This is a genomic window from Brucella sp. NBRC 12950, assembly GCF_030268145.1.
Taxonomy (GTDB): Bacteria; Pseudomonadota; Alphaproteobacteria; order Rhizobiales; family Rhizobiaceae; genus Brucella.
This window is the reverse complement of the sequence record NZ_BSQC01000001.1, coordinates 198,176-221,799: the sequence shown is the minus strand read 5'-3', so window position 1 is coordinate 221,799 and position 23,624 is coordinate 198,176. Positions and strand designations below refer to the sequence as shown.

The following is a 23,624-nucleotide window of genomic DNA, read 5'->3' as shown; positions in this document are numbered from 1 at the left end:
GAAGACCCCTCTCCAAAAAAGTCGTAGCCGCTGGCTTATAGGCTTGCGGCATATGCTGATATGCTCCGGCCTATCAGCGCCGGGAGCTCACCAAAGCTCGCTAACTCTGCTGATTCCGTCAAGCCTCAAGAAAAAAGGAGGCTTTCGCCTCCCTTTCTCGTTTCGCTTGTAAGCCGTTTATCAATGCAGCGCCGCTTCATCGGCCTCATTCTGCCACTCGGGGTTTTTCTTGTTGTAGCGAATGGACGACAGAAGCGAGAGACCGATCAGCACTGCGCCGATCAGACCAGTGATGACTTCCGGAATGTGGACCAGCGTCTGCACATACATGATCACGGCCAGCACCATAATCGCGTAAAAAGCGCCGTGCTCAAGATAGCGATACTGGCCGAGCGTCTTACGCTCCACCAGCATGATGGTGAGCGAACGCACATAGAACGCACCGATGCCAAGACCGATTGCAATCACGAACAGATTGGTGGTGAGCGCAAAGGCACCGATCACACCATCGAAAGAGAAGCTGGCATCCAGCACTTCAAGATAGATGAAAGCGCCAAGACCGCCGCGATGGACCATGTCCACCTGTTCCTGCGAAGCGTCGAGCACTTCGCCCAAGCCCTCAACTGCAAGGAAGGTCAGCAGGCCGAACAACGCTGCGACTAGAAATGTGTGCGAATGCTCGGCATCAAGCTGATAGGAGAAGAAGAGAATGAGTGCGACGGCAACGCCGATTTCAACACCCTGAACCGACGCGAACTTCGACATGCGGCTCTCGATGATCTTGACCCAATGCACATCTTTCTCGACGTCAAAGAAGTATTTCATGCCAACCATCAGCAGGAATGTGCCGCCAAAGGCTGCGATACCCGTGTGAGACTCGGCAATGACCCGCGCATATTCATTAGGCTGCCAAATGGCGAGTTTCAGTGCGGAAATCGGGTCTGTCCACATGGCAACCGCAACGATTGCCAGCGGGAAGATGATCCGCATACCGAAAACGGCGATGATAATGCCCCAGGTCAGGAACCGATGCTGCCACTTGGGTGTCATGTCACGCAGAATGCGTGCATTCACAATGGCATTGTCGAATGAAAGGGAAATTTCGAGAACACTCAGCACCGCACAGATGATGAAGACGGAGACCATGCCCCCGACGGTGCCGGTTGTCGAATAGCCAAGCCAGAGAGCGCAGAGAAGTCCAATGACCGTGAAAATCGCAGGCCAAATGAAATATTTATAAGTGGTCATCGGAAACCATCTGATTTTTATGTTTATGAGGCAGGCCGAACTATCGATCTGGCAAGGAGCCAGACAAACGGCATCCTCCTGCGGGAGTTCTTCTTTATGTAAGAAGCGACACCGCGGCGGACAAGAAAAACAATGGCGAAATTGTGTTCACGAAAAAACGCAAGCTTCAAGATTGCGTGATCGTTAACGGTAGCACTTCATTGCTAGCAAAAAGCCGCATGGCTTTCGTGGTTATTTGTCATAGACTTATCGACATCAGAGGCAGAAACCATGTCATCCGGATAGGAAGTTTACTATGATAACAGGGCCGCAATGCCGTGCAGCACGCGCACTCGTAGAATTCTCTCGCGAGCGACTGGCACAACTATCGGGTATCGACACCGGAACCATTGAACAGTTCGAACGGAAGCTCGGAACGCCTTCCGATAAACAAATACAGGCGCTGCAAGATACGCTGGAGAAGGTGGGCGCTCAGTTTATCTGGGAGAACGGTGGTGGACTTGGCGTGCGTCTAAAATTTAACCGCTCCGAAGCAAAACGAATTGCCAATCTCGAAAACGAGGGCGGAGTGGTCGGTTACGACGACGTACCATAATTATAGCATTTCCAGCAAAAGTGCGAAGCGGTTTTGCGTCGGATAATGCGTAAAAACAAATAGTTACAGCAGTTCCAACGATTCTTTCCTAACTGGAACCGCTGTAAAAGGGCGACCTGATCGGCCGCCCTCATTTTCGGAGTTCTTACCAGATTACTTTTTCTCAATGAGTGAAGCTGGCTCAAGCTTAGGATGCATCTTGATCGTCTGCATATCCTTGGCATCGAGGTCCAGATCTTTGAACGAAACACCGCGAAGAACCGGATCATCGTAAGTCTTGATGTAATAGACCTGGTTCTTCAAATCGCCGATTGTGCTCCACTGTGTATATTCAGCAGGCGTATTCGGCTCTTCGATCCAGCCTTTTGGAATGTCGAAGTTATTAACGATATGCTCAGCAAGTCGCACGCTTTCGACGCCACTGGCAACCGGTTTGGCTGACAGGACATAAGCGCTAGCACGAACGAAACGCGATGGTGGTGTCGTGTCGCCCGGAATGCCCAACATGCCTGAGCCCTCGCCAAGCGGAGTGATTTCAGCCCCGAGGATTTTCACTGGCTTCGCATTATTCGGCGACAATTTGACGTAATTCTGGAGATTGGTCATGTGCCAATCGAACGAAGGTGAATTCGTCATCACGCCAAGTGGATTGTCATAAACCTTCAGCTTGCCATCAACTGGCTCGATGACAATGGATGCGCCGGTGGCATCGTGAAGGGTGTAGTGCAGCGGCGGAGCGATGCCCATATTCTTCTGGATAACTGTAACGACTGAAATATTGCTCAGCGCTTCTTTCACTTCTGCAACAGTTGCAAAATTTGTCAAAGCCCAGGTCAGAACATCCCAAGGTGCAAGGCTGTCTTCAGCTTTGGCATCTGCAGGATCGGTGTATTTTGCAAAATCAGGGAAATAAAGAACGCCGCCGGTCAGGCCTTTTTCGTTCATACCATCCGCGAGTGCAGTGACGCCGAAAGCGTTCATGCCCACCGCCGCATATTTGGCTTTCCACGACTTCGCTTCCTTGCCATCTGCCGGTGTGGCTGAAATTTCAAAGTTGCGCGGCAGTACGATCAAATCGGAATCGATTGGGAAAGCGAATTCCATTGTGCGTCCGTAAACGACGCTACCGTCTGTAGTCGGCAATACAAAGCTCGTGCAGGCTTGTGCCACCTGCGGGACGATGAGTGCCGAAGCAAGTGTTGCAACCGCTGCACCACGAGCCAACATTCGGTAAGAGGACTTCCAGATAGACCAATTCTTTTGCATGATAAACCTCATCACAAAATTAGATGCCTGGATTGATAAAATGCAGCCACTTGGGAGCTCGGCCACATTCGGAAGCCAGAAACATTCATTAATCAAATTGCATCGGAATAGAACGGTTGCCTCAGAGCAAAGTCAACAGACAAAACCTCTGTATTACATTCATTTTCTGGTTTATTTCTTGTCATGATTAACATAATTATGGATTACGCCTTTAATGGCCCTGTCTTTTATATGTTTCTAAATTAGGTTCCGAGAGGATAATGCCGTGAACAGAAACAATTCGCGCACCGATAGTAATAATTTACTGAATACTACTTTTAGAAATATTATATTAGCTAGCTCTTTTATATTAACGGCTGCTGGGGTCACCCATGCTGCCGATATCGTCGCTGCTCCTCCTGTTCAGACCGATATTCAGGATCAGCAGCGCTGGCGTGTGATTTTCAGCCCCTATGTCTGGGGTGCATCGTTGAACGGTAAAGCGGGCCTACTTGGGCTGAACACGAATGTTGACGTGCCGTTCAAAGACATTCTCGATAATCTCGATATGAGCTTCATGGGCAATGTCGAAGTGACGAATGGTACATTCGGCGCCTATTTTGATGGCCAATATACCAAGACCAGTCAGGGCGCGGATGTTCTCAATGAACAGCTCGACATGGACATCACATCGACGACCCTCTCAGGTGGCGTCTACTATCGCCTCTATGAACAGCAGCTCGAGGGCACTACACTTTTCGGCAGACAGCGCGTCTTCGCTATTGAGCCGACTGTGGGCGTTCGCTGGACCGAACTGAAAGCCAAGGTCAATATCGGACCATTCAGCGCATCTCGTAAAGCAGATTGGACTGATCCATTCATCGGGACGCGTGTCTTCTACGATATCAATGATCGCTGGAACATCTTCGCAGAAGCGGACATTGGTGGCTTTGGAGCAGGAACCAAGCTGAGTGCGAATGGTCAGATCTATCTCGGCTATCGCACGCTGGTATTTGATGTTCCCACCACCTGGCGCGTCGGCTACCGTGCGCTCTATCAGGATTATCGCGACAATGATGGCGTCGAGAAGTTCAAATATGACGTAACTCAGCACGGTCCAGTCATCGGCCTCTCAGTCCAGTTCTGATACCCATTCAGCAGTTCTGCGTTTGGTGGAGCCGTAACTCAAAGCCGCTGGGGTTTCCCGGCGGCTTTTGCTTGTCCATGGAATTGGTCAGCCAAATAACCAGGATCGAGCGCAAGCCTTTGTTTAGCAAGAAATAATGGAAAGCCATTTCATACTTGCAAGATTTTCTAATATGGCCTCAACTACCTGAGCAGGTTATAGATTTTGGGGAACAGGGCGCGGGATGACATCAATATTCGAACTATCCGTGTATCTTTCGTTCGTAACGTTCGCGATACTCGGTGTTGCCGTCTATTTTGTAGGCCGCTTGGCACTCCACATTCTGTCTCGCCATGCCAATCACGATATTTTATCAATCCCGATCGGTGCTTTCATCAGCACTATTGCCACGGCTTGGGCGCTCTCGCTTGGGTTTGTGGCCGCGGATATCTGGACAGCGAACTCGAAGGCTGATCAGGCTACAAGCGAAGAGCGGTCATCAATCTCGCGACTGATCGGAGCTGCAAGCCCCGACATTCTCAACGCACCTGTGCTCGTGAATTCGTTGTCCGAATATCGCTCTGCAGTCATTAAGGACGAATGGCAGGGGAACAGTAACATTTATCCCGTTCATTCCGTTGAGGTTGCACTGCAAAATATTCGGCGTGAGATCGTACACCTCGCCAAAACTGACATTCCTGCACCGATCATATCGCAGCTCGTCCGCGATTTTGATGAATTGCAGGATGCGCGCAATGCACGACTTTCTGTCGGCTCAACTTCGGTTGACATGTATAAGTGGTATCTACTGTTCTCACTAACGGTCCTGACGATAATTACAATTGCCGCAACACATGCGGACAGAGTAACGGCCGGGATCAAAGCTATGGTAATTTATTCGATCACGGCTGCATTTTGTCTATGGATTCTCGCCATTCATGCCAATCCTTATCAGGGGATAGAGCGTCTTGAACCATCGCTCTTGTTTACAAACCAGAAGCAAACCTGATCCGCAGCTTTGAAAGCGAAATAGGAACTCGTTATGAAACCGCTTGCCGTAGCAATCACTGCACTGACGCTCTTTGTAGCTGCGCCAAAGGCCGAGGCTCAGACTTTCAGTGTTTGTCATGGCTATGAATGCTATTATCGAACCAAGGTGACTTTATCTGCCCAGGATCTGCGCCGAGTTCAAAGCCTCATGCGCCAGGGAGCGCAATCGCCCGCCGCCGAACGTAAAGCGTTGCGGTCAGCAATTGCCTTGTTTGAGCAACGCAGCACGGCTTTCATCGGCGTGCGCGACAAACCACGAATGCAATTTGGCAAAGCGCGCATCAAAGGCCAGATGGATTGTATCGATGAATCGACCAACACTGATAATTTTATCCGATATCTGGATGCGCGAGGGTGGCTAAAACATCATTCGCCAGCACGCAAAACAACACGCGGCAGCTTTATTGACGGCCGCTATCCACACTGGACCGCCGTAATCCAAGCGAAGGATGGCGAGCGCTGGGCCGTTGATTCCTGGTATGAAGCAGGCGGCGGTCCGCCCGACATTATGCTGCTTGCCGAATGGAAACGCCGTGGTTATGGCGGTGAGAGATAAATATCGATCAGGTGTTGCACTGGATTGCCGTGATAGGCGTCACGAATGCAGCGCATAAAGTTGAGAAATGCGTCGACCGTTTCAACAAGGGGGTTACCAATGGCTATTCTGAGAAAGTCCTTTGCCGCTGCATGCACCAGCGCTCTCGTCGCCGTCAGTATGTTTGTCGCACCTGTCGTCGAAGCCTGCACACGCGTAGTCTATCTCGGAGCGAACGATCAGGTAATCACTGCCCGCTCCATGGACTGGAAAGTTGATGTCGGCACCAATCTCTGGATTTTCCCGCGCGGAATGGATCGTTCAGGTGAAGCCGGACCAAACTCCGTCAAGTGGAAGTCCAAATATGGAAGCGTCATTTCCTCCGGCTACGACATTTCCACAACCGACGGCATGAACGAAGCCGGTCTTGTGGCCAATGTGTTATGGCTGGTTGAATCTGAATATCCTAAATATGACGGAACGGGTCCTGGCCTGTCCATCGCGGCCTGGGCGCAATATGTGCTCGACAATTTTGCGACCGTCGATGAAGCCGTTAAAGCGCTTAGCGCCAACCCATTCACAATCGTCACTGACAAGGTTCCCGGTGAAAGCAGGCTAGCAACGCTGCATCTCTCCATGTCAGACGCATCAGGCGACAGCGCCATCATCGAATATATCGACGGCAAACAGGTCATTCATCACAGCCGTGAATATCAGGTAATGACCAATTCGCCGACCTTTGATGAACAGCTGGCACTTCATTCCTATTGGACACAGATCGGCGGAACGGTGATGCTGCCGGGCACCAATCGGGCTTCGGATCGCTTCACACGCGCGGCCTTCTACATCAATGCTATTCCGAAGTCAGAAGAACCGGTCGAAGCACTGGCGAGCGTTTTCAGCGTCATTCGCAACACATCAGTACCTTTCGGCATCACCACACCTGATCAGCCGAACATCTCATCGACACGCTGGCGCACGGTCGCTGATCACAAACGTAAGCTCTACTTCTTTGAATCTGCACTTACGCCCAACATCTTCTGGGTCGATCTGAACACAATCGATTTTTCAGCAGATAAAGGGAAGGTTCAGAAACTCGATCTGGGACCAGATCAGCGCAACATCTTTTCCGGCGTCGTAAACAAAGATTTCAAGGATTCCGAACCGTTCAAGTTCCTCGGTCTTTGAGTTCAACGAAACTGCAATCCGGCCAAGAGAGTTTGAAAAAGGCCCAATAATCTGAACCAAACAGCCTTTGACGCGTTGTTTAATCACAACTAACCAGAACGGAGGAAATCCAATGGACTGGAATCGCGTAGAAGGTAATTGGAAACAGGCTAAGGGTAAGGTCAAGGAACAGTGGGGTAAGCTTACTGACGATGATCTTGACCAGATCAATGGTCGCCGCGAACAGTTGGAAGGCAAGATTCAGGAGCGCTACGGTATCGCTAAGGACCGTGTGAAGTCCGACATTGATGACTGGTACAAGCACCAGCAGTGGCTGTCATAGCCCGCCCAAGCTCTAACGAAATGAAGCCCTGCCCTTTGGCGGGGCTTCATTTTTGCTTGCTTAGCAGCGATCAACGCGCTGAAGCGATGCCGACAGTCCCATAAGCGAGAATGTGTAGCGTGTCTGCGTGCCACGAACCGAAGTGGCCTGCACGTTAACTGAGCGTCCAGACCGCATTGCGCTAATAATGCGCGCCTCATCGCCTTCGTTCTGTGCCCAAGCCCGATTCCCTTCAGTGAAAAATGGGAACTGCGCACCATCCACCATCACCCTCACCGTGCTATCGGCTTTAAGCTGATAACCCATAACGAGCTGGGGGCTGTAACCGCCTCCAGACTTGGAAATAATGATAAAGTTATCGCCATGCCTGACGCCTGCCGGAAGGAAACTCGACGGCACAGTCAAAGCATAGCATTTGTTTCCGGGCAATTGCGTGTTCTGATAAACGCCCCAATCCCGAAACTCACCAACATGACTTGTTTTAGCCGAAGCCGCGAAAGAACTCGCCACCAACCCTGCAAGCGCCAACGCAACAGTGGTTGTTTTTTTAGTCATTGCCTGAAACCTCCATAATATCGCCAATCACGCAGCATAAAAAATTGTTTCATTGCGTTACTATTTCCTTAACAGACCCCTAAAAAATTGTTGAACAGGTAAAATCGTCGCGGCCATGCGTAATTCGCGCATGAGAAAGCCCGCCTGGCGATTAAACCGGGCGGGCTACAACCGTATGGGCTTATGAAATCAACCAGATTAAATTCGGATTGAAATTCAATTCACGCTTAGAGCACGTTTCGCTCTGACTAAAGCGAGCCGGCGCACTAAAAGCGGAACTGAAGACCGAGAGAGTAGCCAACCTGATTTCCGTCGTCATGACCAAAGCGCGCATTGATTTCACTGAAGACGCCGACCTGTTCAGTTACAGCGAGCTGAGCACCAAGCTGCGCACGTCCAAAGTCTTTATCAACATTGCCCAAATCGGCGATACGCACACCGCCATCCGAAAGGCTTGTGAGCTGGATGCTGTCAGGACGACCATCTGCAAACTCATGCACCCACTTCAAGCTGGAATATGGACGGAGAACCATGCCGTTGCCGAGCGCAATTGTGCCATGCAAACGCCAGCCGATACTGGCCTCGAATGAATCAAACGTTTGTTTGTCATAGCTCATGCCGGTGCGGAAATCGCTGTCTTCGTCAAAGCCGTTGATGCGATACCGCATATAATCAAGACCTGCGACCGGGCCGCTTTTTACACCGCCCAATGTAAAGTCATGACCGCCCTCAACCCGAGCGCCCCAAGACAAGGCTGACGTATCTGACGAAAGTCGCTGATCGAGTAGCACTGGGCCGTCAATCGCCTGTAGGAATATCGAGCGTTTATTATCGAAGCTGCTACGCCCGATATTCAAATCACCCGCAAGCCAATTTGAAGCGCTGTCCTGAAACAACGCATAAAGGCCAGCCTGCCAGTTGTCGCTCTCGATAGAACCCTCGTGGTTGAGCTTATCGCGACTGCGTTGAAATCCGATACTGCCGCCGAAGGTCCAGGAATCGTTGTAACGATAATCACCGAGAAGATTGATGCCCAAACGCGTTGCATCGGATACGCCAGGTAGATCGAAGCCGCTACCGGGATAGATATCGCCTTCAATACTCGCTTCGCCCTTAAACGTCCCGACAGCACGATCGCTTTCAAGCAAACTAAGCCAGCGGCGGTTATGAAGGTTGACCAGAGCATCATGCTGACGGCCAAGCTGATCCGACATCTGCCTGATCATCGCGCCGCCGGAAGCTGTCGAAGCAAGAAGGTCGGCATTGGTCAGCTCCAGCACAAGGCGGGTCAACAGTCGTGAATAATCGCGTAGGCGCTGTTCGACACGTTCTTCGCCAAAGGCGTTCGTTAAGACCTGTTCATTGTCGCGCGCCGGATTATGCCAGGTGCTGCCTCCCGGGATCGCTGGATTATCGGTCTGTGTATAGCCATCAAGATCGCCAAGTTCCCAATTGGTTGATTCCATGTAGAGAACCGGAATGCCAAGACCAAGAAAACTATCACCGTCACTACAGCAGCCTGTACCGGCCGGATATGCCGGGTCCAATCCAGGATTGGTGAAGAGCGAGATATTCAGCTCATCCGCAATTCTGAAAATCTGCTCACGATAAGACGCCAGAGCCGGATTAGCGACGCTGTTGCGGCCAGCATGCGCATACATTTTATCGCCGGTGATCAGACTGTCGATATTGATCATGCCGAGCATGTTGGCGCGTTCTTCAGCGCTTAACGAAGCGACGTAGGCACGCGATCCGCGCAAACCTTCTTCTTCCGCACCAAAGCCAACCACTTCCAACCCGTTTTCGAGCTGGATACCGGCCATATTGCGCGCGATTTCGGTAAGAACGCCAGCGCCCGACGCATTGTCATCCAGACCCTGCAAGGTAGGCCGACCGAAGAACGTGTCGTAATGCGCGCCCACCACGAGATATTTTCCGGTCGTACCAGCTGCCGAAGCGATTACGTTCTTAGACGCACGGCTGGTGCCGCTAGCTGTCCAATTAAAGTTCTGGATTGATGTTTCATATCCCACGCCAAGCCGCGACTGCATCCAGCTGGTTGCAGCTTCAAAATTAGCAGTTCCGCGATATCGGCCCGGATAATCATTTATCAGTTTATCGACTGTTTGATTGGCATACTGACCGTAATCATACGCAGCAGCATCGCTGCTCATTGATACGCCAGCGATCCCAACGGCTACAGCAAGAGCACCAGCAGCGCTGGTAAATGCCGAAGCACGCTTCAGTTTCTTACAATCAGACGCAATAATTCCCGTGGCCTGACCCTCGCCAGACCACCGTCCCATTTTATAACCCACTGTGATTCCCACCTGTTTTTATAGTTCACACAGGAATTTCTAATTAATGAAATACAATGCGTCACGCCGTTATTGCATCTAATCAACACTTAAACTGCGACGTTGTTGATTATGACTACCGTGGTAGAAAACTATTTCAAAACAGCTCACAAGGTTCCTTCGCTTGAGTAAGCGAAACCCATTGAAAATCGAGAATAAGTTTTGTGGAGAAAATGGTGGGCCCGGAGGGACTCGAACCCCCAACCAAGCGGTTATGAGCCGCCGGCTCTGACCAATTGAGCTACAGGCCCACGCAACACTGCACCTACCCTAAAGAAAGATACGACACAAGCTGTCAATTACACGAGTTGCCCTAATGCGCACATATTCGATTGTCATTCATGCAACTCAAGACACGATTCATCTGAATTGAACCGCCAGGTTGCAAATCAACTGCGTTTCAGGCCAGATATTGTGGCGTTTTGCTTTAGAGGGAACTTAAATACACTCAATGACAAAGCAGAAATGGCTTCTCAAGGAGTCTGCTTTGCACAAGCTGCCTCAACTTTCTCTACAGGAGATTTTATGAACAACCGCGCTACTACCCTTCTTGCCACTTCATTTTCGGCAATCATGCTTGCAGGTGCATTTTCACTGCCAGCTGCAGCGCAGGAGAATCACATGACGAAGCAGCCAGCACGCATTGCAGTGACCGGCGAAGGCAAGATGAACTCTGCCCCGGACATGGCAATTCTGAACCTCACTGTATTGCGCGATGCTGAAACGGCGCGCGAAGCAATGACGGCCAATAATGAAGCAATGGCCAAGGTGCTGGAAGCAATGAAAAAGGCCGGCGTCGAGGAGCGTGATCTCCAGACCAGTGGCATCAATATTCAGCCGCGTTATGTCTATCCGGACGACAAGAACGGCCTGAAAGAACCAAAAATCAGCGGTTATAGCGTATCCAACAGCCTGAGCGTGCGTGTGCGTGATCTCGCCAAGGTTGGCAATGTTCTCGATGAATCAGTAACGCTTGGCGTCAATCAGGGCGGCGATCTTACCTTCGTGAACGATAATCCAGCTTCCACGATCAACGAAGCCCGCAAGCGTGCCGTTGCTGATGCGATTGCCAAGGCAAAGACCCTTGCCGATGCAGCAGGCGTTGGCCTTGGTCGGGTCGTTGAAATCAACGAACAGAGCCGTCCGCCTATGCCGATGCCAATCGCGCGTCAGGCCAAGATGATGGCAGCCGCTGCCCCTGAGGATTCAGTTCCAGTCGCAGCCGGTGAAAACAGCTATAATGTTTCGGTCAACGTCGTTTTCGAGATCAAGGAATAACGACAAAGAAGGGGCGTTCACGCGCCCCTTTTACTCTAACAGTCTAAGACAACAGAAAAAGCCAGCCTGAGTTTCAGGCTGGCTTTTTGTTTAGTCACTAGGTCCGATTAACGGATGATTGGGCAACCGCGTACATTGGCGAATACAACGCCGGTCGGGCGACCATGGCGGAAGCCGCGCACCTGAACCGATTTTCCGCGATAAGCAACGCGTGCGTTACGAATACCCATGCGGTGTGCCTTCATCTTGGCGCCTTCAACCGAGCAGGCCGGACCGCGATAGGCAGGACGTCCATGATGACGATTACCACGATAATCGATGTTGATCACAGGCGAATGCGCTGCGGTGCTGACCGCAGGCACGGATGCAGGCGATGCAGCATTTGCCGAAGCACCAGCGGTGAAGACGGCGGCGAAACCGATTGCAGCAGTGACAACGAATGACTTGAGCGACATTGCGGACATCTTAAAACCCTTTCGAACTTTTATCAGGTGATCTTCACCCGAGACATCCGATAAGTAGTCCATCGAACATGAACGGAAAGCCAAGTTCACGTTCATATAGCGTTCAGTTTGGTAAACACCGCCAAGGACCGACACAACGTATCCTCATAAAAATAATATAAAACAATCACTTAAATTGAAAGCAGCGCCAAACCAAAATCGCCAAAGACCGAACATTAAACTTAATTAATGCACCCTGATAAAACGATTAATCCAATGGCACCATGTGCTGGATGTATTCTTCTTCATCCTTGAGTTCATGGTCAAAAGCCGTCACCTTGCCGCGAACGGAGACGCCGGCTTCGTAGATCGTATCTGGCGAACCTGATACCAGCGGGTGCCACCAATAGAGATCAGCACCTTCTGCAACCAAGCGATAAGCACAGGTAGCCGGAAGCCAATTGACTTCATGAACGATCTCAGGCGTCAGGAACACACAATCCGGCACCGTTTTGCGACGGTTCGGATAGTCGCTGCACTTGCAGCTCTCTGCGTCCAGAAGTGTACAGGCAACAGTCGTCCAGTAGACTTCCTCAGTGTCGTCATCCAGCAATTTATGCAGGCAGCACTGACCGCATCCATCGCACAGGCTTTCCCATTCCCGTCGGTTGAGCTGCTCTAGAGATTTGGTTTGCCAGAAGGGTTTCTTATCCATGACGCTGCATATAGTGCAATTAGATACTTTTGGGCATGGGCAAATCGCCGCCCTTCCCTATTGAATGCTGAGCATTCTTGCGTTAGACAACCTTCGTCATCCTTATGACCGTAAGCGTCTTACGTTAGGCAACGCATCAATTTAGCTGGGAACGGCTATCCGCTTTGATGTTTCGTTGCGCGTTCCCCGCATAATATTCAGGAATACATATGTCTCAGTTTAACGGGTCACGCCGCAGAAAACTGCCAGCGCGTTATGCATCTATTGTGATGCCATTTATTCTTTCGGTCATGATGACCTTCGTCGTCTCGCTGATCGCAACGGCGAAAAGCCTTGGCTTTGCCCACCCCGATCTGGCCTATAGCTGGATGACTTCGTGGGCTCTGTCCTGGGCAATCGCCTTCCCGGTCCTGCTTGCCATCCTGCCAGTAGTTCGAAAGATGGTCGGCTTCGTCTGCCATCCGCATTAGAGCGCCGTGCGTCCATTCGGACGCACAAAGGACGCTCTAAACTATCGAATCTACGCATCGTGCTTTCCGAAAATCGATTCCGATCTTCGGGCCGATGCTGTGGAGCGCCCTGCGCCCTTTTGCGTAGGATAATGAGATAATAAATAACTAGAGCACACAAAAAAGCCGCGCAGTGTTCATGCGCGGCTTTTTCAATTTATTGTAGTTCGCTTAGCGGAAGATAGCTTCGCCCTGCTCATCCACGATCTGACGACCCTTATTAAGCGAAATGCTCGCGGCATCTTCAATGCCAGGGCAGCGATCAGCGCGCACAAAGCGATGTTCTTTCAGCTCACCATTGATCGTCTTCGAGATAACACCGCAAACCTGATACTGGCCGCCTTCGCTGTAAGGCGTCGCGATGATCAGAAAGTCTTTGTGTTCAAGACGCCCGGCTTCTTTTGGTGCTGCTGGGGTTTCTTCAACTGAGCCACCGCCAAAAAGACGCTTCAGAAAAGACATAACGCTCCCTCTTTATAAAAATCGCCCGAAACCGTATCCGGCATCGGGCGAGGAGTTATCAGCTGTCGAGGAACGAACGCAGCTTGCGCGAGCGGCTCGGATGCTTGAGCTTGCGCAGTGCCTTCGCTTCAATCTGACGGATACGTTCGCGCGTTACCGAGAACTGCTGACCGACTTCTTCAAGCGTATGGTCAGTGTTCATGCCGATACCGAAACGCATACGCAGCACGCGTTCTTCACGCGGTGTAAGCGATGCGAGAACGCGGGTCGTCGTATCACGAAGGTTTGCCTGAATGGCCGCATCAATTGGCAGCAGCGCATTCTTGTCTTCGATGAAATCACCCAGGTGTGAATCTTCTTCATCACCAACTGGCGTTTCAAGCGAAATTGGTTCCTTGGCGATTTTCAGAACCTTGCGCACCTTTTCAAGCGGCATGGCCAGCTTTTCAGCCAATTCTTCCGGCGTTGGTTCACGACCGATTTCATGCAGCATCTGGCGCGAGGTACGAACGATCTTGTTGATCGTTTCGATCATATGCACCGGAATACGAATAGTACGCGCCTGATCGGCAATCGAGCGGGTGATTGCCTGACGGATCCACCAGGTCGCATAGGTCGAGAACTTGTAACCACGGCGATATTCGAACTTATCGACCGCCTTCATCAGACCGATATTGCCTTCCTGAATAAGATCAAGGAACTGAAGGCCACGATTGGTGTACTTCTTGGCAATAGAGATAACGAGACGAAGGTTGGCTTCCACCATTTCCTTCTTGGCGATGGTTGCTTCGCGTTCGCCCTTCTGAACCTGATTGACGATGCGGCGGAATTCGCCGATCGAAATCGCGGTTTCAGTAGCCAACATCTGAATTTCCGAACGCAGACGATCAATCGTGCGCTCTTCCTTCGTGGCGAAGTCTTTCCAGCCGCGAGCAGCCAGGGTGCCGACGCGCTCAACCCACTTTGGATCAAGTTCGTGACCCTGATATTCCTTTAGGAACTCTTCACGACGCACGCCAAACGATTCAGCCAGACGCAGCAGCTTGCCTTCGTTCTGAACGAGACGCTTGTTGATGTCGTAAAGCTGTTCAACCAGCTGCTCGATACGGTTCTGGTTCAGCGAAAGCGACTTAACCGCCTTGATCAGCTGATCCTTCAGTTCCTTGTAACGACGTTCCTGGCTGGAAGACAGATCAGCGGCAGCAGCCAGACGGCTTTCAACCTGCTGGTCCTGCAGCTTACGCAGCTTGCGATAGGTATCTGCGATCAGATCGAGTGTTTCCATGACCTGTGGGCGCAGTTCGGCTTCCATAGCCGCCAGCGACAGGTTGGCTTCATCCTCGTCTTCTTCTTCCTCTTCCGCAGGCATGTCGCCGCCGACATTTGTAATGTCGTCGTCATCACGCGAACGGCGCGGACCCTTGTCATCACGCGGCTTTTCTTCTTCCACGCGCTCGACAATCGGAGCCTGCTTGGCTTCCGGTCCGGCATAAGTGGTTTCAAGGTCGATGATTTCACGAAGCAGAATGTTGGATTCATTCAGCTGTTCACGCCAGATGATGATCGCCTGGAATGTCAGCGGGCTTTCGCAAAGCCCTGCAATCATCGTTTCACGACCGGCTTCAATGCGCTTTGCGATGGCGATTTCGCCTTCGCGTGACAGAAGCTCGACGGAACCCATTTCGCGCAGATACATGCGCACCGGATCGTCCGTACGATCGGTCGGCTCTTTCTTGGTAGTGGTGGCAGCAACAGCCGTTCCGGTCGATTCGACCAGATCGCCACCTTCTTCATTGTCGTCGTCGCTGTTGTCGTCGCGATCGTTTTCCTGTTCGTCGTCTTCAACGACGTTGATGCCCATGTCCGAAAGCATGGCCATCGTGTCTTCGATCTGCTCGGATGTCACTTCCTCGGAAGGCAGCACGGCATTCAGCTCGTCCATAGTGACGTAGCCGCGCTTCTTCGCGAGCTTGATCATCTTCTTGACAGCATCGTCAGAAAGGTCGAGAAGCGGCCCGTCGGTCGCACCTTCGCGCTCGACTTCGGCTTCTTCGTTTTCCTTAACCTTCGTTGCCATATTGCTCGTCTCCAGGCGACACCGGTCGCTTCTAAGATATATAGAGTGGTCAAACGGTTTTGCGAGAGCGCCGTTTAACTGTTGATTCTGCGAATAGCTGATTTCACGTTAATGCCGGATTAACCCTGCCGGTATTAACGGACCCTGTCGTCTCCAAATTCTTGTGGGTAGATCCGGGATCAATGGTCGCCTTCAAGGCCCTGCCCGGTCTGTTACTATCGCCCATCAAGGCTGATTTCAGGAGTCCACTTAGGGAACGTTTATCAATATCAGTTCTTTAATCCTTGCTCGAACTGTCGTGATTCCGTCATTTGTGCCGCACGTCAAGAGCGACTCACCTGATTCGGGTCCAAAAAGCGAATCATTTATTGTCGCGGCGCGTTCTCGGCCCTTTTCAACGCCGCAAATTCCCGCAAACCCGCCATTTCCGGCAGTTTGAAGTCTTTCGCCGTTTCCAGGTGATTCGGGGCCTGTGACATTAAACTGTTACGCGTTTACCTGATTGCAGGCAGCATGACTGAAATCACGAACTTCCCGGTGCGCGTCCCGATGAAAGTCCAAACCCGTCAATGAGGGCTTCGGTTGCTTCTGCCTGAGCAATCTGTTTCTGAATATCAATAAGTCGGGCGAAAATTTCACCCGTTTCATCACTATCAAGCGATGCTTCGACAGCGCGCAACTCCCTATGTAGGGTGCGCGCCCGCTGATGCAAGTGAAGCGCTTGTTTTAAGGCTTCGCGAACATCATCCTCGGCCGCCTGCGCCGTGGCAGTCCACTCGCGCGTGCGCCTGACCACAGCTTCAAGCGTCTCGATCAATTCGACATGCCCGGCCGCAACCAGCGCCTTGCGCATCGCGTATCCATCTTCGACATGATTGGAGGCCAGCACATCCAGCATTGCCAGATGCAATACCTTCAAGGCCTCGTGCTCAAGATCAAGTGCGGCCATCGTCTCAAAATCTTCTTCGATCAGACGCGGATGGTTAAGCAGCATCAAAACGATTGCCGTTTCGCGTAGCGGCGCGTTGCGGCCTTTGACCATGTTGGAGCGCGTCAGACTGTCAGAAAACGACAGACGACCGCCAAAGGCAGCACCGCCGCGACCCTGCTGAGGGCCTCGCGCCTTATCTTTGCCACGATTAAACGTATTTCCGCCATTATTTTGCCGTCGCTGCCCAAAAAATGCCTGAGCTCTGTCACGCATTTCCTGACTATAATGGCGCCGAATGTCCTCATTTGCGATGCGGCTGGTGATTTCGCGCAAACGCGCTTCAAGTTCCGCACGCCGCTCCGGGGTGTCGTAAACGCCGCTGGCAGTCTCACGCGTCCAGACCATATCGACCAGCGGTTTGGCATCACGCAAAACGGAATAAAACGCCGACGGGCCTTCTGCCTTCACCAGATCGTCCGGGTCCTGCCCTTCGGGAAGCATGGCGAAACGCAACGATTTACCCGGCTGCAACGTAGGCAATGCCAGATCAGCAGCACGGTAGGCTGCGCGAACACCTGCGCCATCGCCGTCAAAGCAGAGGATAGGTTCAGGACTGATGCGCCAAAGCAATTCAAGCTGATCTTCTGTCAGTGCCGTCCCGAGCGGCGCCACGGCCTGCTCAATGCCCGCCTGTGCCAGCGCAATCACATCCATATAGCCTTCAACAGCGATGATCGGCTTTGCCGGTTCGCCGCCCTGTGGCTGACACGCCTTGCGTGCACGGAGGCCATTATAAAGAATGCGGCCCTTATGAAACAGCTCGGTTTCCGGTGAATTGAGGTATTTTGCAGGGGCATCAGCCGAAAGCGCACGACCACCAAAAGCGACAATGCGTCCGCGCAAATCCTCAATCGGAAACATGATACGATCACGGAAACGATCATAGGAAACCGCAATGCCTTCACCATGGACAACGAGGCCGCAGGCTTCGATCTGGTCTTTCGCAATACCCTTGCCCGCCAGGAACTCTTTCAGCGCATTGCGCGATTCCGGCGCATAGCCAATGCGAAAAGTCTGCTGTGTTGCACTGGAAAGTCCGCGATCGCGCAGATAAGCACGCGCCTTTGCGCCTGCAGCAACCTGCAGCTGGCTTTCAAAAAACTGCGCTGCAAGCTCCATCACATCATAAAGCGATGCGCGCTGCGCTTCGCGCTTTTCCATTTCCGGATCGCGTGCGGGCATCGGCACGCCAGCCATGTCAGCGACGCGCTCCACTGCTTCAGGAAAGCTTGCGCCTTCCAGCTCGGTCAGAAATTTGAAGTGATCGCCGGTTACTCCGCAACCGAAACAGTGGTAACGTCCCTTACGGTCTTCGCAGTGGAAGCTTGGCGTTTTTTCGCCATGGAACGGGCAACAGCCCCAGAAATCACCCTTCGGCGGATTGCTCTTTTTCCGATCAAACGAAACGCGCGTTCCGATCAGCGTCGAGATCGGCACGCGATCTCGGATCTCATCGAGAAAGGAAGGCGGAAAACGCATTACGATTGTCTCTTTCAGCTCAGCAGGCAATTTGTTCTTCAACATATATAGGCGCGCGCGAACACGCAGTCCATGACACAGAAGCGGCCCTCCCCGCTAATCACAGTCCGCAGTACATAGGGACTGCGTCGCCCGATATGTCATAAAACTGTCACATATCTTTCACATTGAAGCGACGCCGCTTGATTTAGAGGGATTTCAGGCTCATATTCCCTCATTAATATAATTAGCCGGAACATATTTTTTCTCTTTTTGTTGTTTAGACTTAATTGAAAAATTTGATCCCCCAATCTCCAACCCGAAAGGAGTTCCAATGAACGGTTCTCTTGTCCTTTTGCATCTTGCTGGTGCTGTTGCTCTCCTTCTTTGGGCGACCCGCATGGTGCGAACGGGTGTGGAGCGCGCCTATGGTGATCGGCTACGCCGTCGTCTGCGCAATCAGATGCAGAACCCGCTGCTGGCGATAGCCTTCGGCCTCGTCATGGCAATTGCCCTGCAAAGTTCCACCGCAGTCACACTTTTGGTCGGCTCTTTTGTCGGATCAGGCATTGTGAGCGGCGTTGCGGGCTTGATGGCCGTGCGCGGCGGCGAACTTGGATCGGCGCTTGTCGTCAAGATCCTGAGCTATGATCTGACTTTGCTTGTGCCGCTCTGCCTTGTTTCGGGCACCGCCATTTTCATGACCACCGAGCGACGGGACTGGCGCCAGATTGGCCGCATCCTCGTCGGCATCGGCCTGCTCATCATGTCTCTGGAAATGACAGGACAGGCCACCGAGCCGCTGCGTCAGAGCGAGCTGCTGCCAATTATCGTAGATTATCTGTCCAGCGATCCGGTGACGACCTATCTTCTGGCCGCACTGATGACCTGGTTGTTCCATTCGAGCATTGCAGGCGTCATCCTGCTGACCACATTCGCGTCCCGTGGACTAATCACGCCCGAGCTTGCAGTTATCATGGTGCTGGGTGTCAATCTCGGCTCGTCCATTATTGCCCCAATTCTGACCCGCAACGCGCCACCCGAAACTCGCGTCGTCCCGCTCGGCAATTTGCTGATGCGCGGTGCAGGTTCGATGATCATGCTGGTGCTGTTTGAAAGCTTCAAGCCTTCGCTCGGCTTCCTCGGCGGCGACCCTGTCTCGCAGGTGGTCAACGCGCATATCCTGTTCAATGTCATCATCATGCTTGCGGGCATTCCATTGTCCGGCCTGGTTCTGCGAGCGACAGAAGCATTGGTGCATCTCAACTCGGACAAGAATGCCCCCGTTCAGCCAATCGAGGTCGAAGAATACAGCGCGCTCGACAATGCCGTGCTCGACCGTCCTTCGCAGGCGCTTGCCAATGCAACGCGCGAAGTTGTGGGCGTCTGCGACACGATTGAAGTAATGCTGCGCCGCATTATCGACCTTTACGAGAAGCCGGATCAGGCACGTATTAATGAACTTGCAGCACTCGATGACCGGGTCGACAAGAAACATGCGGCGATCAAGCTTTATCTCACCAGGCTTGCAAGCAAGGATCTTGATGAGTTTGAAGCGCTCCGTATGCAGGAGCTGATGGGTGCCTGCGTCAAGCTCGAACAGGTCGGCGACATCATCGTCCGCAACATGCTTGCGCATGTGCAAAAGAAGATGGACCACAATCTCGAATTCACCGAAGAAGGCTGGAAGGAGCTGAGCCATTTCCATGCCATGGTGCTGGCCAACGCGCATATGGCTTTCAACGTGATTGTTTCGCGTGATGGTCGCACGGCGCGCCTGCTGGTGCAGGAGAAGGACAATCTGCGCGATCTCGAAAAGCAGACGAGTATGCGTCACTTCTCGCGCCTTCGCGAAGGCTCAACGCGCAGTATCGAAACAAGCACCATCCATCTCGACACCATTCGCGATCTCAAGCAGATCAATTCATTGCTGGCATCGATGGCATATCCGGTTCTCGAAGAACAAGGACTGCTCAGTGCAACCCGCTTGAAGACAGCGAAACAAAGCTAACAAAAAGCCCCGCAGAAGCGGGGCTTTTTTATTCACAACAAAGGCGCTTCTATTGAAGCAGTGTCTTCACCAGAGCGCTGGCTTTGGTGAAATCCATCTGGCCTGCATAGCGTTCTTTCAATGCGGCCATGACCTTGCCCATATCGCGAAGGCCCTGCGCACCGATATCTGCAATCACCGTTTCACAAGCCGTTTTGATCTCATCATCGCTCATCTGCGTTGGCAGGAAATCATTGAGGATCGCTATTTCCTGACGTTCGCCTTCAGCGAGCTCAATACGATTGCCTTCTTCATAGATGCGCGCGGATTCTTCACGCTGCTTGACCATCTTTCCGAGAATGCCAAGCAGTTCCTCGTCGCCAACCGGATCTTTGCCAGCGCCGCGATTAGCAATGTCACGGTCCTTAACCGCAGCCATAATCAGACGCAGTGTCGATAAGCGCAGCTTATCCTGTGCCTTCATTGCATTGGTAAGTGCCTGAGAAATCTCCTGGCGAAGCATAACGTCTCTCCTGACGGTTAGGTAATAAATATAGCTATACAGCAATGCTGCATATCCGCCGAGCTGTCGAAACCATCATCCCACAAGTAAAAAACTCGGCAATTATCGCCGATATTACCGGAAACAATGGATCAAGACGATTGACCCCGCGCCCAACTTTCTCTATTGCTCGAGGCTTAGCAGGACATCGGCATGTGCTCACGGCGGAAGGTTTTTAACCCCGCTGCTTTTTGGCGCGTATATGGCTCTAAAAGTTCCAGTTTTCAAGCAGCCCCTCAACTGGCTGGCTGAAAACAGGCGCATGTCGCATACTGATAAACTCGAAACGTGCGCCAGACGGCAGCCGCGAAACCACACAGGAGTGCACCTATGACCGAAACCACATCGAAAACCGCACCCTGGACGACGACCAAGCGAACCGCCATTCTGGTTCTGGCAGACGGAACCGTTATCGAAGGTCAGGGCCTTGGCGCAACTGGCGCGATTGAAGCCGAAGTGGTCTTCAACACCGCCCTCACCGGTTATGAAGAAATCCTGACCGATCCATCCTATGCCGGACAGATCGTGACCTTCACCTTCCCGCATATCGGCAATGTCGGTGCGAATGCTGAAGACATCGAAGACCTGACGCCAGCCAACCGCCACGGCGCAGTCGGCGCGATCTTCAAGGCAGACATCACAACGCCTTCGAACTTCCGTTCATCGGAAGACCTCAACACCTGGCTCAAAAACCGCGGCGTCATCGCGCTCGCCGGCATCGATACCCGCGCCCTAACATCGCTGATCCGTGAGCGCGGCGCGCAGAATGCCGTCATCGCACATGATCCTGAAGGTAAGTTCGACATCGACGCTCTCAAGGCCCGCGCTGCAAACTGGAGCGGTCTGGAAAATCTCGATCTGGCAAAGGATGTCACCATCGGCCAGAGCCTGACCTGGGACCAGACCCCCTGGACGCTGGGCGAAGGCTATAGCGAACAGGCCGACAACCAGTATCATGTCGTAGCACTCGACTTCGGCGTGAAGCGTAACATTCTGCGTCTGCTTTCCGGCCTCGGCGCGAAGGTCACGGTTCTGCCTGCAACCGCTACTGCAGAAGATGTACTGGCCTATAATCCAGACGGCATCTTCCTTTCGAACGGCCCTGGCGATCCGGCTGCCACCGGTGAATATGCTGTGCCAACGATCCAGAAGCTGGTTGATAGCGAACTGCCTGTTTTCGGCATCTGCCTTGGACACCAGATGCTGGCGCTGGCACTTGGTGCGAAAACCGAGAAGATGCATCAGGGCCATCATGGCGCAAACCATCCGGTCAAGGATTACACCACCGGTAAGGTTGAGATTGTTTCGATGAACCACGGCTTCGCGGTCGATTCCGACAGCCTGCCAGACCATGTAGAAGAAACGCATGTATCGCTGTTCGACGGCACCAATTGCGGCCTGCGCGTCATCGGCAAGCCGGTGTTCTCCGTACAGCACCATCCGGAAGCTTCTCCCGGCCCGCAGGATAGCCACTATCTCTTCCGTCGCTTCATCAATCTGATCCGCGAAAAGAAGGGCGAAGCTCTTCTGCCAGAACGCGAAGAGGCTGCGTGAATCAACGCTCTAGATTTACTATTTAAGACTCTGTTAAGAAAAGAAAAAGCCGGGATTTGATCCCGGCTTTTTTCGTTGTTTATATCGGCTTAAGCGTTCAAACATCGCCGCTGAAAGTATCGCAGGATTCGATCTTGCCGCTCTGGAAACCGCGCTGGAACCACTTGGCGCGCTGTGCAGACGTACCGTGATTGAAGCTTTCAGGAACGACGTAGCCCTGGCTGCGCTTTTGCAGCGTATCGTCACCAATCTGGTGCGCAGCATTGATCGCTTCTTCAAGATCGCCAGCTTCCAGAATGCCCTTCTGGTTTGTGTAATATCCCCAGACGCCAGCAAAACAATCGGCCTGCAATTCGACGCGAACTGACATCTGGTTGGCCTGAGCCTGACTCATCTGCTGACGCATCTGGTTGAAGCGCGGCAGGATGCCGAGCAGATTCTGAACATGGTGGCCGACCTCATGCGCAATAACATAGGCATTGGCGAAATCACCCGATGCACCGAACTTAGTGGCCAGTTCATTGAAGAACGTCAGATCGATATAAAGCTTACGATCACCGGGGCAGTAGAATGGCCCCGAAGCCGCCGAAGCCATGCCGCAGGCTGAACGAACACCATCCGAAAACAGAACCATCGTCGGCGGTGTGTATGTCTGCCCGCGCGACTGGAAAATTCCGCTCCATGTATCTTCAGTTTCAGCGAGAATGGTGCGTGCAAATTGTGTCGCCTCGTCATTGGCGACCTTGCCGCCCTCAGCGGGCGTGCGACCACTGCTCTGCTGCGTCTGCGTGGACTGGATACTGCCATCACCAAACAGGAATGGCAGTGGATCAATGCCAATTGCACGCAACACGAAGAACATCACAACGAGAATGAGAATACCGGAAATGCCGCCGCCGCGAACAATGCGAAAGCCCGGTCCGCCGCCCATGCCGCCACCACGACCAAAGCCGCCGCCGAGGCCGCCACTTTGTTGTCCACGCACATCCTCAACATTATCGCTTTGTCTACGGCCTTGCCAACGCATGGACCAACTCCCCTTCACCGTGCCAGCCGTTAAGAAGGCAGCACCAATCTGTTGCAAGCAATTGTCGCACAAACAGTTGGCGCGGCAACAGAAAAAGTAAATGAGCGAGGATCACAAACAAACACGTATCTGCAACAAACGCACCAATGAATGGTTGCAATCTCGACGCTTGTTTGTGATTTTCCGTAAATGCCCGCATTTTCTTTTAAATAAGGGCATTTGTGGGGTTCCGCTTTGGGTCATCATTGCCTATAAGGCCAGCTTAGCCCACAGAATTTCTCTCTGCCAACCCGCCGGTAAACCGTGCGGGCTTTTCTGGCAGGCTAAGAACAAGGAA

Annotated in this window: 21 protein-coding genes and 1 tRNA gene; 10 read left to right on the top strand and 12 right to left on the bottom strand. The window is 52.4% G+C overall.

Going from position 1 to position 23,624, the window contains the following annotated elements:
• Positions 1-180: 180 nt before the first annotated feature.
• Positions 181-1,248, bottom strand: coding sequence for a DUF475 domain-containing protein (locus QSJ70_RS01035; RefSeq protein WP_007875881.1), 1,068 nt, complete (start codon positions 1,246-1,248; stop codon positions 181-183).
• Positions 1,249-1,543: 295 nt separating this feature from the next.
• Here QSJ70_RS01035 and QSJ70_RS01030 point away from each other — a divergent pair, with 295 nt between their 5' ends.
• Entirely contained in the window at positions 1,544-1,843 is a 300-nt protein-coding gene (locus tag QSJ70_RS01030; RefSeq protein ID WP_105518745.1) for a helix-turn-helix domain-containing protein, read from the top strand.
• A gap of 153 nt (positions 1,844-1,996) precedes the next feature.
• On the opposite strand, the gene QSJ70_RS01025 is transcribed toward QSJ70_RS01030, so the two are convergent.
• Entirely contained in the window at positions 1,997-3,109 is a 1,113-nt protein-coding gene (locus tag QSJ70_RS01025; protein WP_285534506.1) for a linear amide C-N hydrolase, read from the bottom strand.
• A gap of 325 nt (positions 3,110-3,434) precedes the next feature.
• Here QSJ70_RS01025 and QSJ70_RS01020 point away from each other — a divergent pair, with 325 nt between their 5' ends.
• From QSJ70_RS01020 to QSJ70_RS01000, 5 genes are all read left to right on the top strand, one after another.
• Entirely contained in the window at positions 3,435-4,235 is an 801-nt protein-coding gene (locus QSJ70_RS01020) for a hypothetical protein (RefSeq protein WP_112812580.1), read from the top strand.
• 223 nt (positions 4,236-4,458) lie between these two features.
• Complete coding sequence (locus QSJ70_RS01015; RefSeq protein WP_007875892.1) at positions 4,459-5,223, top strand: bestrophin-like domain; 765 nt, start codon at positions 4,459-4,461, stop codon at positions 5,221-5,223.
• 33 nt (positions 5,224-5,256) lie between these two features.
• Positions 5,257-5,820, top strand: a complete 564-nt coding sequence (locus tag QSJ70_RS01010) for a hypothetical protein (protein WP_007875893.1) — start codon at positions 5,257-5,259, stop codon at positions 5,818-5,820.
• Positions 5,821-5,919: 99 nt separating this feature from the next.
• Entirely contained in the window at positions 5,920-6,987 is a 1,068-nt protein-coding gene (locus QSJ70_RS01005; protein ID WP_007875894.1) for a linear amide C-N hydrolase, read from the top strand.
• 112 nt (positions 6,988-7,099) lie between these two features.
• Complete coding sequence (locus tag QSJ70_RS01000) at positions 7,100-7,309, top strand: CsbD family protein (RefSeq protein WP_007875896.1); 210 nt, start codon at positions 7,100-7,102, stop codon at positions 7,307-7,309.
• 60 nt (positions 7,310-7,369) lie between these two features.
• On the opposite strand, the gene QSJ70_RS00995 is transcribed toward QSJ70_RS01000, so the two are convergent.
• The 3 genes from QSJ70_RS00995 to QSJ70_RS00985 form a co-directional block, all read right to left on the bottom strand.
• Entirely contained in the window at positions 7,370-7,864 is a 495-nt protein-coding gene (locus QSJ70_RS00995; RefSeq protein ID WP_039859959.1) for an invasion associated locus B family protein, read from the bottom strand.
• A 266-nt stretch (positions 7,865-8,130) separates the two neighbouring features.
• On the bottom strand, positions 8,131-10,182 hold the full coding sequence (locus QSJ70_RS00990) for an autotransporter domain-containing protein (protein ID WP_285534503.1): 2,052 nt from the start codon (positions 10,180-10,182) through the stop codon (positions 8,131-8,133).
• Positions 10,183-10,395: 213 nt separating this feature from the next.
• Positions 10,396-10,472: transfer RNA gene (locus QSJ70_RS00985), tRNA-Ile, on the bottom strand.
• 274 nt (positions 10,473-10,746) lie between these two features.
• On the opposite strand from QSJ70_RS00985, the gene QSJ70_RS00980 reads away from it, so the two are divergent.
• Complete coding sequence (locus tag QSJ70_RS00980; protein WP_007875904.1) at positions 10,747-11,499, top strand: SIMPL domain-containing protein; 753 nt, start codon at positions 10,747-10,749, stop codon at positions 11,497-11,499.
• Between the two features lie 107 nt (positions 11,500-11,606).
• Here the strand turns inward: QSJ70_RS00980 and QSJ70_RS00975 are convergent, their stop codons facing one another.
• Positions 11,607-11,963 (bottom strand): hypothetical protein, encoded by a 357-nt coding sequence (locus QSJ70_RS00975; RefSeq protein ID WP_007875905.1) that lies wholly within the window; start codon positions 11,961-11,963, stop codon positions 11,607-11,609.
• A 247-nt stretch (positions 11,964-12,210) separates the two neighbouring features.
• Positions 12,211-12,657 (bottom strand): YcgN family cysteine cluster protein, encoded by a 447-nt coding sequence (locus QSJ70_RS00970; RefSeq protein WP_285534502.1) that lies wholly within the window; start codon positions 12,655-12,657, stop codon positions 12,211-12,213.
• Between the two features lie 209 nt (positions 12,658-12,866).
• On the opposite strand from QSJ70_RS00970, the gene QSJ70_RS00965 reads away from it, so the two are divergent.
• Complete coding sequence (locus QSJ70_RS00965) at positions 12,867-13,127, top strand: DUF2798 domain-containing protein (protein ID WP_064320845.1); 261 nt, start codon at positions 12,867-12,869, stop codon at positions 13,125-13,127.
• Positions 13,128-13,337: 210 nt separating this feature from the next.
• On the opposite strand, the gene QSJ70_RS00960 is transcribed toward QSJ70_RS00965, so the two are convergent.
• From QSJ70_RS00960 to dnaG, 3 genes are all read right to left on the bottom strand, one after another.
• Positions 13,338-13,628, bottom strand: coding sequence for an HlyU family transcriptional regulator (locus QSJ70_RS00960; RefSeq protein ID WP_007875910.1), 291 nt, complete (start codon positions 13,626-13,628; stop codon positions 13,338-13,340).
• Between the two features lie 58 nt (positions 13,629-13,686).
• Entirely contained in the window at positions 13,687-15,705 is a 2,019-nt protein-coding gene (gene rpoD / locus QSJ70_RS00955; RefSeq protein WP_007875911.1) for an RNA polymerase sigma factor RpoD, read from the bottom strand.
• A gap of 523 nt (positions 15,706-16,228) precedes the next feature.
• Positions 16,229-18,175, bottom strand: coding sequence for a DNA primase (gene dnaG / locus QSJ70_RS00950; RefSeq protein WP_285534501.1), 1,947 nt, complete (start codon positions 18,173-18,175; stop codon positions 16,229-16,231).
• Positions 18,176-18,488: 313 nt separating this feature from the next.
• On the opposite strand from dnaG, the gene QSJ70_RS00945 reads away from it, so the two are divergent.
• Positions 18,489-20,165, top strand: coding sequence for a Na/Pi cotransporter family protein (locus tag QSJ70_RS00945; RefSeq protein ID WP_007875915.1), 1,677 nt, complete (start codon positions 18,489-18,491; stop codon positions 20,163-20,165).
• Between the two features lie 49 nt (positions 20,166-20,214).
• On the opposite strand, the gene QSJ70_RS00940 is transcribed toward QSJ70_RS00945, so the two are convergent.
• On the bottom strand, positions 20,215-20,667 hold the full coding sequence (locus QSJ70_RS00940; RefSeq protein WP_007875918.1) for a GatB/YqeY domain-containing protein: 453 nt from the start codon (positions 20,665-20,667) through the stop codon (positions 20,215-20,217).
• Between the two features lie 369 nt (positions 20,668-21,036).
• Between QSJ70_RS00940 and carA the strand changes: the two genes are divergently transcribed.
• A complete protein-coding gene (gene carA, locus QSJ70_RS00935) occupies positions 21,037-22,260 on the top strand; it encodes a glutamine-hydrolyzing carbamoyl-phosphate synthase small subunit (RefSeq protein ID WP_079212106.1) in 1,224 nt (407 codons plus the stop codon).
• 97 nt (positions 22,261-22,357) lie between these two features.
• Here carA and ypfJ read toward each other — a convergent pair whose 3' ends face one another.
• Positions 22,358-23,287 (bottom strand): KPN_02809 family neutral zinc metallopeptidase, encoded by a 930-nt coding sequence (gene ypfJ / locus QSJ70_RS00930; protein ID WP_113160044.1) that lies wholly within the window; start codon positions 23,285-23,287, stop codon positions 22,358-22,360.
• Positions 23,288-23,624 lie beyond the last annotated feature (337 nt).

Excerpts from the sequence above, each read along its gene's own strand:
- QSJ70_RS00965 (WP_064320845.1), top strand. The coding sequence starts at position 12,867 with ATGTCTCAGTTTAACGGGTCACGCCGCAGAAAACTGCCAGCGCGTTAT.
- QSJ70_RS01010 (WP_007875893.1), top strand. The coding sequence starts at position 5,257 with ATGAAACCGCTTGCCGTAGCAATCACTGCACTGACGCTCTTTGTAGCT.
- QSJ70_RS01005 (WP_007875894.1), top strand. The coding sequence starts at position 5,920 with ATGGCTATTCTGAGAAAGTCCTTTGCCGCTGCATGCACCAGCGCTCTC.
- QSJ70_RS00960 (WP_007875910.1), bottom strand. The coding sequence starts at position 13,628 with ATGTCTTTTCTGAAGCGTCTTTTTGGCGGTGGCTCAGTTGAAGAAACC.
- QSJ70_RS01025 (WP_285534506.1), bottom strand. The coding sequence starts at position 3,109 with ATGCAAAAGAATTGGTCTATCTGGAAGTCCTCTTACCGAATGTTGGCT.
- QSJ70_RS00945 (WP_007875915.1), top strand. The coding sequence starts at position 18,489 with ATGAACGGTTCTCTTGTCCTTTTGCATCTTGCTGGTGCTGTTGCTCTC.
- rpoD (WP_007875911.1), bottom strand. The coding sequence starts at position 15,705 with ATGGCAACGAAGGTTAAGGAAAACGAAGAAGCCGAAGTCGAGCGCGAA.
- QSJ70_RS01015 (WP_007875892.1), top strand. The coding sequence starts at position 4,459 with ATGACATCAATATTCGAACTATCCGTGTATCTTTCGTTCGTAACGTTC.
- QSJ70_RS01000 (WP_007875896.1), top strand. The coding sequence starts at position 7,100 with ATGGACTGGAATCGCGTAGAAGGTAATTGGAAACAGGCTAAGGGTAAG.
- QSJ70_RS00970 (WP_285534502.1), bottom strand. The coding sequence starts at position 12,657 with ATGGATAAGAAACCCTTCTGGCAAACCAAATCTCTAGAGCAGCTCAAC.
- QSJ70_RS00940 (WP_007875918.1), bottom strand. The coding sequence starts at position 20,667 with ATGCTTCGCCAGGAGATTTCTCAGGCACTTACCAATGCAATGAAGGCA.
- ypfJ (WP_113160044.1), bottom strand. The coding sequence starts at position 23,287 with ATGCGTTGGCAAGGCCGTAGACAAAGCGATAATGTTGAGGATGTGCGT.
- dnaG (WP_285534501.1), bottom strand. The coding sequence starts at position 18,175 with ATGCGTTTTCCGCCTTCCTTTCTCGATGAGATCCGAGATCGCGTGCCG.
- QSJ70_RS01030 (WP_105518745.1), top strand. The coding sequence starts at position 1,544 with ATGATAACAGGGCCGCAATGCCGTGCAGCACGCGCACTCGTAGAATTC.
- QSJ70_RS00975 (WP_007875905.1), bottom strand. The coding sequence starts at position 11,963 with ATGTCCGCAATGTCGCTCAAGTCATTCGTTGTCACTGCTGCAATCGGT.
- QSJ70_RS00995 (WP_039859959.1), bottom strand. The coding sequence starts at position 7,864 with ATGACTAAAAAAACAACCACTGTTGCGTTGGCGCTTGCAGGGTTGGTG.
- carA (WP_079212106.1), top strand. The coding sequence starts at position 21,037 with ATGACCGAAACCACATCGAAAACCGCACCCTGGACGACGACCAAGCGA.
- QSJ70_RS01035 (WP_007875881.1), bottom strand. The coding sequence starts at position 1,248 with ATGACCACTTATAAATATTTCATTTGGCCTGCGATTTTCACGGTCATT.
- QSJ70_RS00980 (WP_007875904.1), top strand. The coding sequence starts at position 10,747 with ATGAACAACCGCGCTACTACCCTTCTTGCCACTTCATTTTCGGCAATC.